General features: G+C 36.7%; 14 protein-coding genes. 13 read left to right on the forward strand and 1 reads right to left on the reverse strand.

Features of this window, described 5'->3' with window-relative positions; all coding sequences use genetic code 11:
- The first annotated feature begins 29 nt into the window (after positions 1 to 29).
- The 12 genes from dnaG to CAR_RS05915 all read left to right on the forward strand — a co-directional run bounded on the left by dnaG (position 30) and on the right by CAR_RS05915 (position 16,111).
- Entirely contained in the window at positions 30 to 1,883 is a 1,854-nt protein-coding gene (gene dnaG / locus CAR_RS05870) for a DNA primase (RefSeq protein ID WP_013710802.1), read from the forward strand.
- A gap of 48 nt (positions 1,884 to 1,931) precedes the next feature.
- Complete coding sequence (gene rpoD / locus CAR_RS05875) at positions 1,932 to 3,053, forward strand: RNA polymerase sigma factor RpoD (RefSeq protein WP_013710803.1); 1,122 nt, start codon at positions 1,932 to 1,934, stop codon at positions 3,051 to 3,053.
- Positions 3,054 to 3,174: 121 nt separating this feature from the next.
- Entirely contained in the window at positions 3,175 to 3,642 is a 468-nt protein-coding gene (locus tag CAR_RS05880; protein WP_013710804.1) for a hypothetical protein, read from the forward strand.
- A gap of 32 nt (positions 3,643 to 3,674) precedes the next feature.
- Positions 3,675 to 4,379 (forward strand): tRNA (adenine(22)-N(1))-methyltransferase, encoded by a 705-nt coding sequence (locus CAR_RS05885; RefSeq protein ID WP_013710805.1) that lies wholly within the window; start codon positions 3,675 to 3,677, stop codon positions 4,377 to 4,379.
- Positions 4,376 to 5,500, forward strand: a complete 1,125-nt coding sequence (locus tag CAR_RS05890; protein ID WP_013710806.1) for a Nif3-like dinuclear metal center hexameric protein — start codon at positions 4,376 to 4,378, stop codon at positions 5,498 to 5,500. Before CAR_RS05885 ends, CAR_RS05890 begins: the two co-directional genes overlap by 4 nt.
- A 29-nt stretch (positions 5,501 to 5,529) precedes the next feature.
- Positions 5,530 to 6,765, forward strand: coding sequence for a peptidase T (gene pepT, locus CAR_RS05895; protein WP_013710807.1), 1,236 nt, complete (start codon positions 5,530 to 5,532; stop codon positions 6,763 to 6,765).
- Positions 6,766 to 6,767: 2 nt separating this feature from the next.
- Positions 6,768 to 7,028 (forward strand): DUF1294 domain-containing protein, encoded by a 261-nt coding sequence (locus tag CAR_RS05900; RefSeq protein WP_013710808.1) that lies wholly within the window; start codon positions 6,768 to 6,770, stop codon positions 7,026 to 7,028.
- 351 nt (positions 7,029 to 7,379) lie between these two features.
- Positions 7,380 to 11,000, forward strand: coding sequence for a PD-(D/E)XK nuclease family protein (locus CAR_RS05905; protein ID WP_013710809.1), 3,621 nt, complete (start codon positions 7,380 to 7,382; stop codon positions 10,998 to 11,000).
- On the forward strand, positions 10,997 to 14,803 hold the full coding sequence (gene addA / locus CAR_RS05910) for a helicase-exonuclease AddAB subunit AddA (RefSeq protein WP_013710810.1): 3,807 nt from the start codon (positions 10,997 to 10,999) through the stop codon (positions 14,801 to 14,803). The genes CAR_RS05905 and addA overlap by 4 nt, the downstream gene beginning before the upstream one ends.
- Before the next feature lie 454 nt (positions 14,804 to 15,257).
- Positions 15,258 to 15,416 carry a MerR family transcriptional regulator gene (locus tag CAR_RS12925; protein ID WP_013710811.1) on the forward strand — a complete coding sequence of 53 codons (159 nt, stop codon included), beginning with the start codon at positions 15,258 to 15,260 and terminating at the stop codon, positions 15,414 to 15,416.
- A complete protein-coding gene (locus CAR_RS13460; RefSeq protein ID WP_083806885.1) occupies positions 15,407 to 15,583 on the forward strand; it encodes a DUF4260 family protein in 177 nt (58 codons plus the stop codon). Before CAR_RS12925 ends, CAR_RS13460 begins: the two co-directional genes overlap by 10 nt.
- Positions 15,584 to 15,706: 123 nt before the next feature.
- Positions 15,707 to 16,111, forward strand: coding sequence for a cytidine deaminase (locus CAR_RS05915; RefSeq protein ID WP_013710812.1), 405 nt, complete (start codon positions 15,707 to 15,709; stop codon positions 16,109 to 16,111).
- A gap of 258 nt (positions 16,112 to 16,369) precedes the next feature.
- On the opposite strand, the gene CAR_RS05920 is transcribed toward CAR_RS05915, so the two are convergent.
- Entirely contained in the window at positions 16,370 to 17,263 is an 894-nt protein-coding gene (locus CAR_RS05920; protein ID WP_013710813.1) for a LysR family transcriptional regulator, read from the reverse strand.
- Between the two features lie 336 nt (positions 17,264 to 17,599).
- On the opposite strand from CAR_RS05920, the gene CAR_RS05925 reads away from it, so the two are divergent.
- Positions 17,600 to 18,718, forward strand: a complete 1,119-nt coding sequence (locus tag CAR_RS05925; protein WP_013710814.1) for a lactate oxidase — start codon at positions 17,600 to 17,602, stop codon at positions 18,716 to 18,718.
- The last annotated feature ends 121 nt before the right edge of the window (positions 18,719 to 18,839 follow it).

Below are 18,839 nucleotides of genomic sequence, written 5' to 3' on the forward strand. Positions count from 1 at the left end.
TTGATTAAGAGGTGAACAGCTTGGCGATAATGATTCCAGAAGAAACGGTCAATAAAGTAAGACAAGAAACCAATATAGTGGATGTTGTCAGTCAGTATGTTCAATTAAAAAAGAAAGGTAAAAATCTTTTTGGTTTTTGTCCTTTCCACGAAGAGCGAACCCCTTCATTTTCGGTAGCAGAAGAAAAACAAATTTTTCACTGTTTTAGTTGTGGGCGTGGTGGAAATGTTTTTACTTTTTTAATGGAAGTCGATGGGTTAACTTTCCCAGAAGCCGTCGTTAAAACAGCTGAATTGAGTCAATTTGAATTAGATGAATCCTTGGTACAAGACCTCGATCATAAAAACCAACCAAATGACTCAGCTAAAGAAAAACTAATCCGTGTCCATGAAGAAAGTGCAGAATTATTTCATCATATTCTATTGAATACCACAATAGGAGAAGAAGCTTTAGAGTATTTAACTCAAAGAGGATTGACCCGTGAAGTAATTGATACTTTTAATATCGGGTTTGCTCCACGAGAAAGAACCATGCTTCGTCAGTATTTAGTTGGAAAAAATTATGAGCAAGAATTATTAAAGAAAACGGGCTTGTTTGTTGAAAAAGATAGTGGGGAACTGCTAGACCGATTTTATAATCGAATTATTTTTCCCATTCGCAATCAACAAGGGAAAACCGTAGCCTTTTCAGGTCGAATCTTTCAGCAAGATGCTGATGATAGTGCGCCAAAATATTTAAATAGTCCGGAGACCCAATTATTCAATAAACGAACCATTCTGTTTAATTTTGATCTTGCACGTTCTTCGATCAGACGAGAAAAAGAAGTCATTTTGTTTGAAGGTTTTATGGATGTTATTGGAGCTTGGAAGGCTGGTATAACCAATGGAATTGCTTCAATGGGGACCAGTCTTACCAACGAACAAATTCATTTAATTGACCGCACAACAGATCATGTCGTAATTGCTTATGATGGAGATTCTGCTGGAGTTGAAGCGACCAAAAGAGCCAGTGATCTTTTAGCGGCAGAGACCAATTTTGATATTGATATCATTCGATTCGCTGAAGGTATGGATCCGGATGAATACATTAAAAAGAATGGTGCAGATGCTTTTAAAGAACTGATTGCTCATGGAAGAGAAACACATTTCGGATTCAAGATGTCGTATTACCGCAAGTCGCTCAATTTATCAAATGAGAGTCAACGACTTGGATATATTGAAAAGATATTATCCGAACTGCTTTCAGTCACTTCAGCTGTTGAACGTGAGCTTTATTTTAAACAATTAGCAACGGAATTTGAACTTTCAATCGATTCTTTAAAAGAACAGTTTCAACAGAAATTCCACGAGTCTCGTAATAAGCGAACAAAAGAAAAACAACAGCAAAGTCAGCAGAATCATCCTGCTGAGGCAAATTACCCGCAAGTGCAGACCCAGAAAAGGAAACCGACTAATATTGAACACGCAGAGCGATTATTATTAAATCGGTTATTTCATTTTGAAGAAGCTTGGATTATTTTGAGGAATGCTGCAGATGACTTTCATTTTGTACACGATGAGTATCAGATGGTCTTTATTTTGTATGAAAGCTTTCGAGAACACACAGCTAATGAAGGTATGATCGATGCGTTTATTGATTTTGTAAAAGAACCGGAATTGAAAAATTTAATCGTTGAAATTGAACTGTTATCAATTAGCAGCGAAGTTTCGACAAGAGAAATAGAAGATTATTTAGATGTAATCTCTAGGAAATCTGGACTTCAATTGCAATTGAAAGAAAAACAAGATGCATTGAAAGAAGCATCCAGGCGAGGCGATAAAGAGCAGCTTCGTGTGTTGATGATCGAAGTAGTTAATTTATCTCGTTTATTGAAAAATAAATAAAAATGGTTCATAATATGTACGAGTAAGATTGAAAGAGGAGGCTTTTTAATGGCTGAAAAAAAACTGACAACAAAAAAGGCGTATGATAGTGAAGTAAAGAGTTTGATCAAAGAGTATAAAGCAGCAGGAACTATTCATTACGATGAGTTAACAAATAAAATAGCAACTCCTTTTTCTTTAAATGCTGTAAAAATGGATCAATTGATCCAAACGATTGAAGATGCAGGAGTTGGAGTAGTTGGAGACGATGGTGGTCCGACAGCTCGACAACTGAAACTCAAAGAAATGAAAGCTGAAAGAGAAGCAGAAAAACCAGAAGACTTAACGGCTCCTCCTGGAGTTAAAATTAACGATCCCGTTAGAATGTACTTGAAAGAAATTGGACGGGTGAATTTATTAACGGCTGCTGAAGAAGTTGAATTAGCGATAAAAATTGAAGAAGGCGACCAAGAAGCACGTCAACGTCTTGCAGAAGCTAACTTACGTTTAGTTGTTAGTATTGCTAAACGTTATGTTGGGCGTGGTATGCAGTTCTTAGATTTGATCCAAGAAGGAAACATGGGATTAATGAAAGCTGTTGAAAAATTCGACTATAAAAAAGGATTTAAATTCTCAACTTATGCGACTTGGTGGATTCGTCAAGCAATTACACGTGCGATTGCCGACCAAGCACGTACAATTCGTATTCCGGTGCACATGGTTGAAACAATCAATAAACTGATTCGTATCCAACGTCAATTGCTTCAAGATTTAGGCCGCGAACCAACTCCTGAAGAAATCGGAGCAGAAATGGATCTTCCAACTGAAAAAGTTCGTGAGATTCTAAAAATTGCACAAGAGCCAGTTTCTTTAGAAACACCTATTGGAGAAGAAGATGATTCTCACTTAGGCGACTTTATTGAAGATCACGATGCGACAAGTCCAGCAGAAAACGCTGCTTATGAATTGCTAAAAGAACAACTAGAGGATGTACTAGATACTCTTACAGATCGTGAAGAGAATGTACTTCGTTTGCGTTTCGGTTTAGATGATGGACGTAATCGTACTCTTGAAGATGTTGGTAAAGTATTTGGTGTAACACGCGAGCGTATTCGTCAAATCGAAGCTAAAGCACTTCGCAAATTACGTCACCCTAGCCGTTCAAAACAATTAAAAGACTTCTTAGAATAAGAATAGATGAAGGTCGTCCAAAATCAACATTATTTGGACGGCCTTCTTTCGTATTGAGAGATAAAACTCAACGAATGAAAGAAAAAACTGTTATAATAATAGACGATGTAGGAATGAAGGGATGAATGACATGTTATCATTTGAAGAAAAAAAGGCTATTTTTGATAGCTACGAAGAATTAACAGCAACAAAAGTATCAATGAATCGTTTGAATTACCATTTTAAAGACAGTGCAGTGCCTAAGACAATGGCTGTGCGCTTCCTTCACCCGAATGGAAATGCTTTGATTTATGCAGGATATTTACCTAAAGAAGAAACGGATAAAGGCTATATTTCTGTAAGAGATGAAGATGAAGCAACAATTCGTTCTTTAGTGGATCAAGCGATTGCTCATTTAAAGAAAACAGCTGACGGATACGAAGAAGGCTATTCTGAATTATGGTTTGACAATAACGGAGATGTTTTGCGTTTAGTTTATGATAATCCTACATGGGTCGTTACTTTACCGAATGATCAAGTTGAAGGAGTTTTTAATTCAAAAGATGCTGCAGAAGGTTATTTAATGGATGAAGAGTTCTTCCAAGGATAAACAATGATCATGAAAAGAAAGAAGTGATGAGTATGGACGAAAGTCAATTATCGCTGCGTTTAAGCAGAGCGGCGTCTTATGTCGAACCGGGTGATCGTTTAGCCGATATCGGTTCTGACCACGCTTATTTGCCTTGTGCTTTAGCGAGTAACAATCGTATTACTTTTGCTATTGCAGGAGAAGTTGTAGAGGGCCCTTTCCAAGCAGCAAAAAACCAAGTGCGACGTCTTGGTTTAACAGACCAAATCAGTGTGCGTTTAGGGGATGGGTTAGAAGTTTTGTCTCCTGAAGATGATGTAACTGCGATTACGATATGCGGCATGGGCGGTTACTTAATTGCCTCTATCTTGGACAATGGATTTAAAAAAGGTCATTTGACAGGTAAGGAACGCTTAATCTTGCAACCGAACGTAGGAGAAAGAACCTTGCGTGAATGGTTGGTCGATCATGAGTACACGATTACGGCTGAAGAAATCATTGAAGAAAATAATAAAATTTATGAAGTGATGGTGGCAGTGAAAGATCCGTTATCAAAACAAACTGTAACTGAAACTTACTTAACGTTTGGTTTTCATCTAAAAGAGGAAAATTCTGCTATCTTTAAAAAGAAATGGCAAAAAGAACTAGAAAAAAACCGCTATATTCTAGATAGTTTAACGCATTCAAGTGTGGATCAAACAATTAAAATTCAAAAAATCCAAGCAGAAATTCAAAAAATAGAAGAGGTGCTAAAATGACTAAGACTTATGGAAGTGAGTTTATCCAAAAATTTGAATCATTTGCTCCAAAATATTTAGCTGAAGCTGGAGACCCGGTTGGCTTAGCTGTTGGAACGTTAAAGAAGCCCATAAAAAAAATAATGGTGACGTTAGATGTTCGTCCAGAAGTGGTGCAAGAAGCCATTGAACAACACGTTGACTTTATCTTTGCACATCATCCACCTATTTTCCGCCCGCTTAAAAATTTAGCCACAGATGATGCACAAACGAAGATGTATGCAGATCTATTGAAAAACGATATAACCGTCTATGCTGCGCATACAAATTTAGATGTGGCTACAAATGGGATGAACACGTGGTTAGCAGATGAGTTGAACTTAAAAGAAACTGAGATTTTACATGTCACGAAAAGACTGGCCTATAAAAAGATTGCAGTGTTTGTTCCGAAAGAAAATGAAGAAGAGGTTCGAAAAGCATTAACCGCTGCAGGAGCGGGTCAAATCGGTCCGAATTACAAGGATTGTACGTATACGTTTGAAGGTGTTGGACGCTTCACACCAATCAATCATGCTAATCCGACCATTGGAGAAATCGATGAACCTGAACATGTAGCGGAAGTTCGAATTGAAGTTGTTTTTCCTGAACACCTAACACAAACAATTGAAAAAGCCTTATTTGAAGCTCACCCTTATGAAGAACCGCCGTATGATTTGTATACGATTGAGAATTTCGTTGATGAATATGGTCTTGGAAGAATAGGGAATTTAGCTGAACCTATTTCTGTTCAGGAGTTTGCTCAAAAGGTTAAAGAAACTTTTGGTGTATCGGGCTTACGCTACGTAACCCCGGATAAAGATAAACTGATTCAACGTGTTGCAGTTTGTGGTGGGGATGCAGGAAGCTATTACCCAGATGCCTTAAGCAAAAAAGCAGATGTGTTTATCACTGGAGATGTTTATTACCATACAGCTCATGATATGTTAGCTGACGGGTTAAGTGTCATCGATCCTGGTCATCACATTGAAAGCATATGTAAACCAAAATTGGTTGAACTGTTTACGGAGTGGAAATCTGATCTTGAATGGGATTTTGACATCATCCAATCAGAATTAAATACAGATCCTTATGAATTTATCTAAAAAACAACGTTGAAAGGAAGTTATCTTCTATGTATGAAAATCTAGTCCCTCGTTTTATTCGTTATGTGAAAACAGAAACACGTTCTGATGAAAATAGCTCAACTATTCCATCAACTCAAAGCCAAGTGGCATTTGCTAAGACGTTAATGAAAGAATTAAAAGACATTGGTCTAAGTGATATTTCTTATAATGAAACCAATGGCTATGTGACTGCAACATTGCCAAGTAATACAGCTAAAAAAGTTCCGACTGTTGGTTTTATTGCACATATGGATACAGCTGATTTTAATGCAGAAAATGTAAATCCGCAATTCCATGAGCAATACAATGGAGAAGCGATTGTTTTAAACGAAGAACAACAAGTCGTTTTAGATCCTATAGATTTTCCTAACCTAAAAAATTATATTGGCCAAACGTTGATCACAACCGATGGTACGACGTTATTAGGAGCCGACGATAAAGCGGGAATTGCCGAAATCATGACAGCTATGGAAATTTTGATTAATGATGATTCGATTGAACATGGCGATATACGTGTTGGTTTTGGTCCAGATGAAGAAATCGGTATCGGAGCAGATCGTTTTGATGTTCCAGGGTTCAATGCTACATTTGCTTACACAATGGATGGTGGTCCTATTGGAGAATTAGAATTTGAAAGCTTCAATGCAGCCTCAGCAATTGTTAAGATTCAGGGGAAAAATGTTCATCCAGGTACTGCAAAAAATACGATGGTTAATGCAGTGAAAATTGGAATGGCTTTTGATGCGCTATTGCCTCAAGATGAAGTTCCTGAAAAAACTGAAGGCCGTGAAGGATTCTACCATTTAGTTGGAATAACTGGTGAAGTAGATGAAGCAACGTTGACTTATATTATTCGAGACCATGACCGTGAAAAATTCGAAGCGCGTAAAGCCTTTATGCTAGAACAAGCGGCTATGTTAAATAAAGAATATGGCAGCGAACGAATCACAATTGACTTAAATGATTCTTACTACAACATGGGAGAAATCATTGAAAAAGATATGACCGTAGTGGATCTAGCTGAAGAAGCGATGAAAAATCTGTCTATCGAACCAATCATCGAACCCATTCGTGGCGGTACAGATGGTTCTAAAATTTCCTTTATGGGACTTCCAACGCCGAATATTTTTGCTGGTGGAGAAAACTTCCATGGCCGTTATGAATTTGTAGCCGTTGAAAGTATGGAAAAAGCTACTGCCGTAATCGTAGAGATCGCGCGTTTGAATGCTGTAAAAGGAGTTTAAGAATGATTTTTGTAATGAGTTATCTTCTTATATGCAATAGCCTCTTGTTTGTGCTGATGTATATAGATAAACAAAAAGCTGTAAAAAGACAATGGAGAATTCCTGAAAAGACGCTGTTACTTTTAGGTCTTATTGGCGGTGGCTTTGGTGGTCTGATAAGTATGAAAACATTTCGACATAAAACAATGAAACGATCGTTTAAAACAATCTATACTTTAGGAGCTGCCTTTGCTGTTTTCTTGTTGGTGTATGTTAACCGTTAATGGATAGTGGGTTGGGACATTTGTCTCAGCCTTTTTTCGTCTAGAAAATTAGCCAGAAGCAATTCGGTTAACAAATTCGACGACAAAATGTTTGTTCATGGAAGAGTGGAGCATAAAATAGGTGTCACTCTTCCATGAAACAGCTCTACACGGAAGAGTGACAGGCTAAATGAGCGTCACTCTTCCGTCAAAGGTGGTTTCACGAACAAGTGAAGCAAGAAATAGCACTCACTCTTCCATGAAAAGGTAAAAATGAATGTTGATGTTAGATTACGTTTCTTCTCTCGTTATTTTTTTGCGTATGTTAAAATGAGAGACAGAGAAGTTGAATGAGAGGATGTGCGAAATAAGATGGGATTGCAATTTGTGTTAGGCCGTGCGAATCGTGATAAACGTTCGGTACTATTGGATGAGATAGCAGAAAGCCTGACTAAACAAACGGAAGAGTCTATTTTTTATTTAGTTCCGGACCATATTAAATTCCAGGCTGAAATGACCATTTTAGAAAAACTTAGTCACTACCCTTATTTTGAAAAGAAGCCGATTATGGGTATGATGCATTTACAGGTATTTAGTTTTACACGATTAGCGTGGTACTGGTTAAAAGATACAGATATTTACGCTAAGCCACAATTAACCACAACAGGTTTATCGATGCTGATCCGTAAATTATTGATCGAACATGAAGAAGAGTTAACCATCTACCGTGGTGAAGTCCGCAAAGATGGATTTGTTCAGCAAATGACAGATCTGTTTTTAGAATTACGCAGCGGGCGGATTGCACAAGCAGATTTGAATCATATGATGTTTAGTCTAGGTACTTCACCTAAAGAAGCGGATTTTAAATTAAAATTACAAGATTTATCCTTAATTTATCAAGCTTTTGATGCAGCTTTATTGAATAAATATATCGAGTCTGAAGATATCGTGTCCGCGCTGATTCAAAAAGTGGAAGAGTTGGATTTATCCCAAACCACATTTTACATTGAGAGTTACTATCAATTTACTGCTCAAGAACAAGCACTTATTTTGGCCTTAATGAAAGCTGCTAAGAAAGTGACAATCGCGCTGACGTCAGATAAAGCATATGCCGTTGAAAAACCGGAAATGCATAACTTGTTTCAGACATCCGGAGCAACCTATTATAAATTGTATCAACTGGCACGCCAAAATAATGTTCCAGTCTACAAAGACAAGCTAATCCAAGAAGTTGATGAGGCTTATTGTGGGGAATTAAATCAACTGGAAGAATTTTGGGTTGAGACTAGCCAATTGACTCCCGCAAACAATGAACGAGTAGACGGTCTTGACGCAATGGGCAATTGTATTGAGATATGGGCTGCAGAGAATAGACAAGCAGAAATCACACATGTGGCCAAAGAAATTCGTAAATTGGTCGCCACTGGCAATTACCGTTATAAGGATATTTTAGTATTGACTCGTAATATGGATGATTATTTAGCCATCATAGAGCCATTATTTAGCAGTCACGATATAGAGTTATTCGTTGATAGTGCAGAATTGATGAATCAACATCCGCTTATTGAAGTGATTGACTCTTTAGTCAGCATTTACAAACGCAATTGGCGATACGCAGATGTGATGCGGCTTCTTAGAACAGAGTTAGTAATTCCGAAAAGCGAAGGGGAAGAAGTTCTTTCAAAAGAACGCGCACAACGGGTGAGTCAGCAGGTGCACCGTGCACGACAGTTTAGAGAACGAGTGGATGTAACGGAAAATGTATTATTATCTTATGGTTATGAGGGGTACCAATGGACCAAATCAGATCCTTGGCACTACACACGCTACTTCTATGAAGATGCCGAGTTTCAGTCGGATAATGATCAGCGGATTGAACAGATTGCCAATTCCATTAAAACGGATCTGACAGGGCTGTTGGTTCCATTCTTCAACCGATTAGAAAAAGCGCAAACCAGTAAAGATGCTGCAAAAGAACTGTATGTATTTATGGAAAATATTGGAGTTAAAGATCAAATAGGCTTTTGGAGAGATCAAGCGATTGAAGACAACGATCTTGAAGAAGCACGCAAACACGAACAAACATGGCAAACTTTTTTGCAACTTTTAGATGAATATGTAGAAGTGTTGGGAGAGGAACCGTTCAACTTGGATAGTTTCTATGCGATCTTAATGACTGGGTTTGATAATGCAACTTATAGCATGGTTCCACCAAGTATTGATCAAGTAACTTTTTCAGGTATTGAAGGAACACGTATTGGGACAGCAAAAGTTACGTTCATGTTGGGAGTAACCGATGCCCACTTGCCGGCTAAAACAGAAAATAAAAGTATTTTAACTGAAGAAGACCGGGATTTCTTTTCACAATTCCTAGACGATACAAAATATTTAAAACCAACTGTTGAAGCGGTTATGGCTTCTGAACCGTTTATTGCTTATCAAGCCTTTTTAGATTCTTCTGAGAAATTGATTTTTAGTTACCCGACCAGCGATGAAACGAAGAATGGTCCGAAATTATCGCCTTATGTGGACAGGATAGCAAAAGCGTTTCATCTTCCAATCCAAGCCAAATTGATGGATGTCACATCACTAGAAAATCCATCCGATAAAGAATTAATGGATTTTGTTGGAACGAAAAAAACAACAATCAGTCAGTTGTTGATGATTTTGCGCAAAGAGCAAGACCAAAAAGGTCAGTTAAGTTTATTTTGGCAAAATCTTTATACTTTCTTTAAACGAGATAAACAAGTGGCTCGTGACTTTAACCATTTACTTGTTAGTTTGGTTAAGAAAAACCTACCAGTACCCTTGAAAAGTACCATTGCAACAGACCTGTATGGCAAAGATCTCTATTTATCTGTTTCTCGTTTAGAAGCTTTTTATGCAGATCATTATGGTCATTTCTTGACATATGGATTGAAGTTACAAGAACGAGATGTTTTTGAGCTGTCTCCAGCCGGTACGGGAGAATTCTTTCATGATGCGTTGGATCACTTGTTTAAACAGATAATCCAAAAGAATCTCAGCTTTGATCAATTAACGGAAGACATGCTGGAACAATTGACATCAGAAGTGCTAACTGAACTTTATGGAAAACCGAAATTCTCCATTTTAAATGCTTCAAATCGCATGAAGTATATTCGTGACCAACTAGGACAAACGATTAAAAAAATGGTGTGGGTCATCGGCAATCAAAGCCGACGGACAAATATGAAAAATGTTCAAACAGAAGTTTTATTCGGGCAAGTTGCGAATCAAACCGGCATTGAAGGATTATCTTTTCCACTTAACAATGGTGGAACCCTACATTTACGTGGAAAAATCGATCGAGTGGATGCCATGAACTTAGGTGATGACTATTACCTAAGTGTAGTAGATTACAAGTCAAGCGCGCATAAATTCAATTACCAGGATGCTTATTATGGTCTAGCCATGCAAATGATCACGTACTTGGATACGGCTCTTCAAAATGCTGTTGGATTGATTGGACATGAAGCTAAACCTGCAGGTGCGTTTTATTTGCATGTATCCAATCCATTTATGAAAAAAGGAACATTTTTAGATGAAGACGCATATATCAATGAGTTGTTAAAATCCTATAAAATGGACGGATTGTTGCTTGAAGATGAAGATATGCTCTTGTCATTAGATCCAACAATTGAACCGACAAAAACCTCACTTGTGTATCCCTTTAATCAATTGAAAAGTGAAGCTTTAAAATCGAACAAATTTGTCACGCTAGATGAAATGACTGCGTTACGCCAACACAATCAAAAACTGATTGTTGATGCCGGCAATAAAATCGTAGAAGGAGTAAATACATTGAATCCTTTCTATGAAAAAAGGCAATTTATTCCTACCGTTAATGGACCATTACGTGCGGTTTCACAATTTGATGCGATGTTGCCTGAAAATAATTATCGTCGGATGGAATCGTTAAAAAGAGAAGATATACTTAAGAAAATGCAAGAAGAGGAGGAAGATGAAGAATGATGAACCCACTTCCGCTAAAACCCGAAAACAGTCATTTTACCGATGGACAATGGCAGGCAATCTATGAAGAAGGCCATAATATACTTGTGTCTGCTTCGGCGGGTTCAGGTAAAACAACGGTTCTTGTTCAACGTGTGATTGAAAAAATAAAATCCGGCACCAATGTTGATGAGATGCTGATCGTGACTTATACAGAAGCAGCCGCGAAAGAAATGAAGGCTCGGATCCAAGTTGCGATCCAAGAAGCAGTCACATCTGAAAGCGATATGGAGTTAAAAAGACACCTTACTCGACAAGTAACCTTAATCCACCAAGCGTCAATCAGTACATTGCATGCTTTTTGTCTTCAAGTTATCCGTCGTTATTATTATTTGATTAATTTAGATCCTATATTTAGACTATTGACGGATGAAACAGAGATCCTTTTACTTAAAGAAAGTGTCTGGGAAGAAGTAAGAGAAGAGTTATACGGAGAAGAAGACACCCTTTTTAAAGATTTGACAGCTTCGTACTCCAACGATCGTAGCGATGCGGGTCTAACGGACTTGATTTTCTCATTGTATGAATTTTCAAGAGCTAACCCTAGACCTGCTGTGTGGCTAGAACAATTATCCTATTTATACCAAGTAGAAGAAAATGATTTAACGACTGGTGTTTTATTTAAAGAACTGTTAAAACCTCAAATTTTATCGGTGTTAGACAGTCTAGTCGAGCTTTCTCAAGTTGCTGCTCAACTAGGTGAAGGTACTGAAGAGCTAAAAAACCAAACCGATTTGGTTCGCAGTGAATGGATTGCGTTGCAAGAAATTCAAGCGCATATCAACGAACACAATTATCAAGCAGCGTATAATTGCTGTAAAAACTTTGAATTTGCTCGTTGGAAAGCAATCAAAAAGGGAACCGATGAAGCAATAAAAGAAACAGCTGAGGAAATGAAGGGGTTACGTGATCAGTATAAAGCTCGTTTTAAAGAATTAGCTAATGATTATTTCTCTGCCTCTCCTCAAGAACAAATCGACTTAATGCTAAGTGCTGCTCCCTTGGTTGAAGAAATGGCACGTGTGACACAACTCTTCACGGAGGCTTTTCGTCAGCGCAAGGATGAACGGAACCTATTAGATTTTAATGATTTAGAACATTTGACTCTTCAAATTCTGGCTCAGTTCAATGAGGAAAACTGGATTCCAACTGAAGCTTCGAAGCATTATCGAGACAAATTTAAAGAAGTCATGGTTGATGAATACCAAGATATCAATCAACTTCAAGAAAATATATTGCGTTGGTTGGCCCATGATCAATCAGATCAAGGAAACTTGTTCATGGTAGGGGATGTGAAACAATCTATTTATTCGTTTCGTTTAGCTGATCCAGGATTATTTTTAAAAAAATATGAACAGTACGAGCACCACCAATTAGGTGAAAGGATTATACTGGCTGAAAACTTCCGTTCACGAGGTGAAGTACTGCAATTCACTAATTTAGTCTTTGAACAACTAATGGATAAAGCAGTTGGACAAATGGATTATGATGAAGCAGCTAAACTCGTACAGGGTTTTACGGGTTTTCCAGAATTGCAAAAACACCAACCGGAACTTTTGATCTACGAAAAAGGCACCAATGACACCGAAGATGAGGAAGAAGAAACAGAATCGGTTAATTGGGATATGCGGATTGAAGATAAAACGGAAGGCGAATTATTGATGGTCGGCCAAAAAATCCAAGAGTTGATCCAAACTCAATTTCCAATTTATGATAAACGGGCTAAAACAACGCGGCCAATTAATTATCGAGATATTGTTTTGTTGACACCGACTAAAAAGAATAACTTAGTATTAATGGAAATGTTCAAACGATTGGCTATTCCACTTCAAGTAAACGACACGCAAAATTACTTTCAAACAACTGAGATCACAATCATGATGTCTTTGCTGAAAGTCATTGATAACCCTTATCAAGATATTCCCTTGGCTGCAGTGTTGCGTTCGCCACTTGTTGGGTTAGATGAGAATGAATTGGCTTCAATTAGGATTAGCCAAAAAACTGGGGATTACTTTGATGCCTTAAAAACGTTCTATCAATCTTACCCAGGTGTAGAAAAAGCGAGTCGTTTTACATCAAATTTATATGGAAAAATCGACATGTTTTTAACACGGTTGAACAAATGGCGTGAAATTGCTCGACGAGACCATTTAGTTGCACTAATATGGACGATTTATGATGATACAGGCTTTTTAGACTATGTTGGAGGAATGAGTTCGGGTAAACAGCGCAAAGCTAATTTGCATGCTTTATATGAGCGTGCATCTAGCTATGAAAAAACAAGTTTTAAAGGGCTGTTTCAATTTGTACGATTCATCGAAAAAATGCAAGAAAAAGACAAAGATCTGGCAGAGCCTACAGCTATATCTGAAGATGAGAACGCTGTTCGAGTGATGACGATCCACGCAAGTAAAGGGTTAGAGTTTCCAGTCGTCTTTGTATTAGATTTAACGAAAAAATTTAATTTGCAAGATATCAAAAAAAGTTACATTTTTAACGAACAATATGGAGTGGGAACAGATTTTAAAGATTTGGACCGTCGCATTCGATACCCTTCTTTACCGGAAATCGCTTTAAAAGTGGAGAAGAAAACGAAATTGTTATCTGAAGAAATGCGGAAATTATATGTGGCATTGACACGTGCAGAAGAAAAGTTGTTTTTAGTGGGTTCGTATAAAGATGAAGCAGCAGCGTGGAAAGAATGGGGTGTCGTTAGTTCCCACAATCCAACCGTCTTGCCAGCCGATATTCGGTTTACTGCTAGTAGTTTAATGAAGTGGATCGGGTTATCCCTTGTTCGTCATCCTTCAAGTCAAAACGAGGAGATCTCTGTCAGTGCCAGAAATGGAGCCATTACCAATCAATCTGCCCATTTTAGTATTCACTTTTATGATGAAAGTGCGATTCAAGAACAATTGATTTCAAAAGACAATGGAACGGATGAAAACTGGTTAGAGAAATTGGATCAGCTACAAGACAAAATTTCTGAGACTGAACAACCCAAAAAACGCACCGTTCAAAAAGCGTTAGAATTGATGAATTACATTTACGAGCATGAAGGGGCTTCTCATACAACAAGTTATCAATCGGTTTCAGAAATCAAACGGTTATTTGAAGAGCCGGAAAGCGATCAAATGGTTAAAATCGATATCAATCAACCGAGAAATCGAAACCGTTATGTTGAAGAAACCTTAGATCGACCACTGTTTATGGCTGAATTAACTGCTCCTTCAAATGCAGAAATAGGAACGGCAACGCATTCCGTGATGCAAGCTATTGATTTAAGCACGGCTCCTACCAAAGAAACACTTGAAACCCTGATTGCTTCATTGATAAAAAATGGCGTCTTAAAAGAAGACGTTGCTTCAAAAGTTAATGTTGAACAAGTAGAAGAGTTTTTTACAACTGTGCTTGGGAAAATGATCATTGATTTTTCAAAAGATGTCCATCGTGAAGAACCGTTCTCACTCTTATTAGAAGCTGAAAAACTGTTTACAGATATGAATGGCGACGCTGAAGATAAAATATTGATTCACGGAATTATTGACGGCTATATCGAGTTAGAGGATCACATTGTTTTATTTGACTACAAAACAGATAGAGTCAGTCATTATGGATCACAATCAGGTGAGAAAATGTTAGAGAAGTATAAAGGTCAAATGAATTTATACCGATCTGCATTAGAATCTATTTTAGATAAAAAAGTCACTGAAACCTATCTATGTTTACTGGATACAGGAGAAATCATATCTGTTCCATCATAAAAAAATTGGTCGATATTTTTTTTAAAAGAGAGTAGATGTTTAATAGCATCTATTCTCTTTTTTATTATGAAAAGTGTGGGAAGAAGTACAAATACACCAATAATATTTTGTTGTTCTTCAGCTACAAAACATAATCATTGATACTATTTTGAGAAGGATCTGCTGATAATAGAAGATTGAACGGCCTATCTTCAAATTTATTCAACTTTCTGATCTTCATTTTATTCTCCTTAATGATTTGTGAATCTAATAATAAAATATATATCTAGAAAATAGGTAAAGTAAGGTTTATTTTATTTTTTGAATGCGATTTATGATTCTACTAACAACTTTACTATAGATAAGCACTGAAAACATAACTACAATACCTTTTAAAATTGTAAAGATTATTTTATTAGTTGACCTTAAAGTATAGTTGAATGTTACAGTATATTTAAAGAGAGGAGCTGTTTTAATGAATATAGGAGAATTATTATCTGCTACAGGAGCAAGTAAATCTACAATTAGATATTACGAGGATCAAAAAAATTTAGTTCCTGAAAGAAATAAAAATGGTTATAGAAAGCACACAAATGAAGATTTAAAGGATTTTCGTCCGCTTTTGTGCTGCTGATCTTCTTCTTTTTAATCGACATATCTTTGTTGAGCTACTTAATTAACAAGCAAATTGGAGCCTATATTTATAACTTTGCTCATAATTTAATTGCTCCATGCGTACTTCTTGTTTTTGGATATGAATTAAAATATTTAGATGATTTTAAGCATACTCATATCTCATGATATCAATGATGAAACGGTCACTATTTTAAGATTAGAGATTGGACATAGAAAATATATTTATCAGTAAATATTAAATTAGGAGGTTCACGTTACCCACAAAATCTAAAGTTAGCGAGGAATACAATGAATATAGAAGAATCTTTATACCAGGCAGCTATAGAATTAATAGAAAAAAGATACCCTAAAGGTTGGGGTGGCGCAGCTGCTATGTATACAAAAAATAATCGAATTTTAACGAGTGTATCTCCAGATGTTTTGAATGCTTCAACTGAGTTATGTATGGAGACAGGATCAATATTAGAAGCACACAAATTGGATACTTCTGTTACACATAGCATCTGTGTGGTTAGAGAAAATGAAAGTGCTCCATTCAAAATATTAACTCCATGTGGAACGTGCCAAGAACGTTTAGTTTATTGGGAATCAGATGTAAAAGCAGCAGTCACTACAAAAGATAATATTTTGTTATTTAAAACATTAAAAGAATTACAACCTCATCATTGGTTAGAGGCATATAGCGACAGATAAATTTATTTAGATGCATAAAATTCTATAGAAATATGTATCTAGAACCTTTTCTTAACAAGGTTCTTTTTTTTCTGTATTTTTTAAAAGATTCTAAGGGAAATATTTTTAAATTAATTATATTAACAGTAGTTATATTCTTTTTAGAAAATTTTATTTCTGATAGGAAACAGGATATCGTTCATAAAATAAGCTACTATGTGAATAGCTAAAATATTTGTGCCAAAATTAAGTAGAACTTTTTGCTACATAAATTTAAATTCAACGATTATTGAAGGTCTTAGCGAATTCAATCATTGCTTCATTGAATTCTTTTTGGAAATATGTGATGTTGTGGTGGTCCTTATTCACGATGAGGCTAATGTAAAAGTGAGGCGCATTTTCAATGGGAACTCTGACTAGCCGTGGGCGATCATCTACTAAAATATCGCTCATAAAAGCAACCATATTAGTGGAAGAAGCAATGGACAATGCCGTTTGGATTTCCTTAGTATAAAGAGTCTGTGGCTGTTTAATTTGGTTGTTTTTAGTCCACTCTTCAAAAATACGTTGGTGGGTGTAACCTTGCGCTAAGGAGATAAATAGCTCATCTTGAAGCTCTGATGCCATGATGATACTTTTCTTGGCTAAAGGATTGTCAGGGGATACCCAAAGCGCTATTTCTTCTGTTCGCAAAGGGACTTGTAATAAATTTTCTGCTGAAAAAGTAGGGCGATCGCTCCCAATAATGGCCAATGGAACTTGACCTTTGCATACCAAATCCAACATCACATCGGAACTTTCTTTTTCGATGAGTTTCATAGAGGCTGAGAATTTTGTTAAATGTGGCATTAATTTTGCCATGAAATGGCCGCCAATGGTTGGTAAGAAGCCAAAGTAAACGACCTGATTTTTTAAATCATGAATTTCTTCTTTAACTTGTTCTACTGTTTGCAAAATATGGGTTGAATGCTTAAATAAAATTTCACCAGTTTCTGTCAAACGTAAATGTTTGTGAAGTCTTTTTCTATCTATCAGTACCGTTTCAAGTTCCTTTTCAAGGCGTTTTAAAGCCATCGAAATGGAAGGCTGAGAGACGTAAAAATGTTCTGCTGTTGCAGTAAAGTTCAAGGTTTCAGCCAATTGATTAAAGTAAACTAAATCTTGTAGGTTCATCGTTTCCTCCTGTAGGTTTTTGTGAATTTAATAACATAAGCAAAACGTATACTAAACTATCTTTACATAAATATTATTTATCATACCATAAAAAAACGATATTTTCTAAGTGTAAAGGAACGTGATAAAGTAATACATGTACTGAAGCGCTTCCAAATTAATGGTGAAAGGTGTGACATTTTTAAAGGGATTAAACAGTTTTCAAAGTATTCAAGATTGGATGACCTAGTTGCTAAAGAGGCGCTTTAGGAAGCTCCTCTCATAAATTGAAATGGCTGTTTAAAACTTAGGGATAAAATTTTAAACTCATTATATAAAAAGGATGGTTGACAATTTATGGCAAATGAACAAACGATTAAATACGATGCACCAACAGTAGAGCAAGAAATTGAAGTAATAAGCGCTTATCGACTTGAAGACAGAGCTCGTGAAGTCGTTCCAGCTGGCGGATTTGATTATATGTCAGGTGCTTCAGGAGATGAATTCACATTAAAACAAAATAATGAAGCTTGGTCACACAAAGGAATTCTGCCTCGTGTATTAGCTGATGTAGAAAATCCGGACACATCGACTTCTATTTTAGGACATGACATTAAAGTACCTTTTATTATGGCGCCTATTGCAGCTCATGGGTTAGCTCATGAAACAAAAGAAGCAGGAACAGCTAAAGGAATCGCTGAATTTGGCGGTACGATTATGTCTATCAGTGCTTATTCAGGAGCTACATTTGAAGAAATCGAAGATGGCTTGAAAGGCAATCCACGTTGGTTCCAAATTTATATGAGTAAAGATGATGAAATGAATAGAAATATTCTTGATGAAGCTAAAGCTGATGGTGCGACAGCGATCATCTTAACAGCGGACTCGACGTTAAGTGGTAATCGTGAAAAAGATATGCTGAATAAATTTGTTTACCCATTCGGTATGCCAATTGTTTCTCGTTACTTGACTGGATCAGGGAAGAATATGTCTTTGAACAATATCTATGCTCAATCCAAACAAAAAATCACTCCAAGTGATGTGAAGTTCATTTCAGATTACTCAGGTTTGCCAGTATTTGTTAAAGGAATTCAAACTCCTGAAGATGCTTCATTAGCGATTGGTGCAGGAGCAGCTGGTATTTGGGTATCCAACCATGGTGGACGTCAATTAGATGGTGCACCTGGATCATTTGATACTTTGGAAAACATTTCTAAAGTTGTTGCTGGTCGTGTTCCAATTGTATTTGACAGCGGTATTCGTCGTGGAGAACACATTTTCAAAGCTTTAGCAAGCGGTGCAGATATTGTGGCTGTAGGTCGTCCAGTATTATACGGATTAGCTTTAGGCGGATGGAAAGGCGTTAAATCTGTTTTAGATTACTTCGAAACAGACCTGAGACGTGTTATGCAATTAGCTGGAACTCAAACGATAGAAGACGTTAAAAATGCTCGTTTGTTTGATATGAAAAAATAAATTTATGTGAATTTGAGGGAGCGGTGCCGACTAAACGGCATCGCTACATATTAAGTGGAGCAGAGGATTTATGAAAGATGAAAAAAATGCACTTATATAAAAGAATCAAGCTCTGAAACTC

The sequence above is a fragment of the Carnobacterium sp. 17-4 genome, assembly GCF_000195575.1.
Classification (GTDB): domain Bacteria; phylum Bacillota; class Bacilli; order Lactobacillales; family Carnobacteriaceae; genus Carnobacterium_B.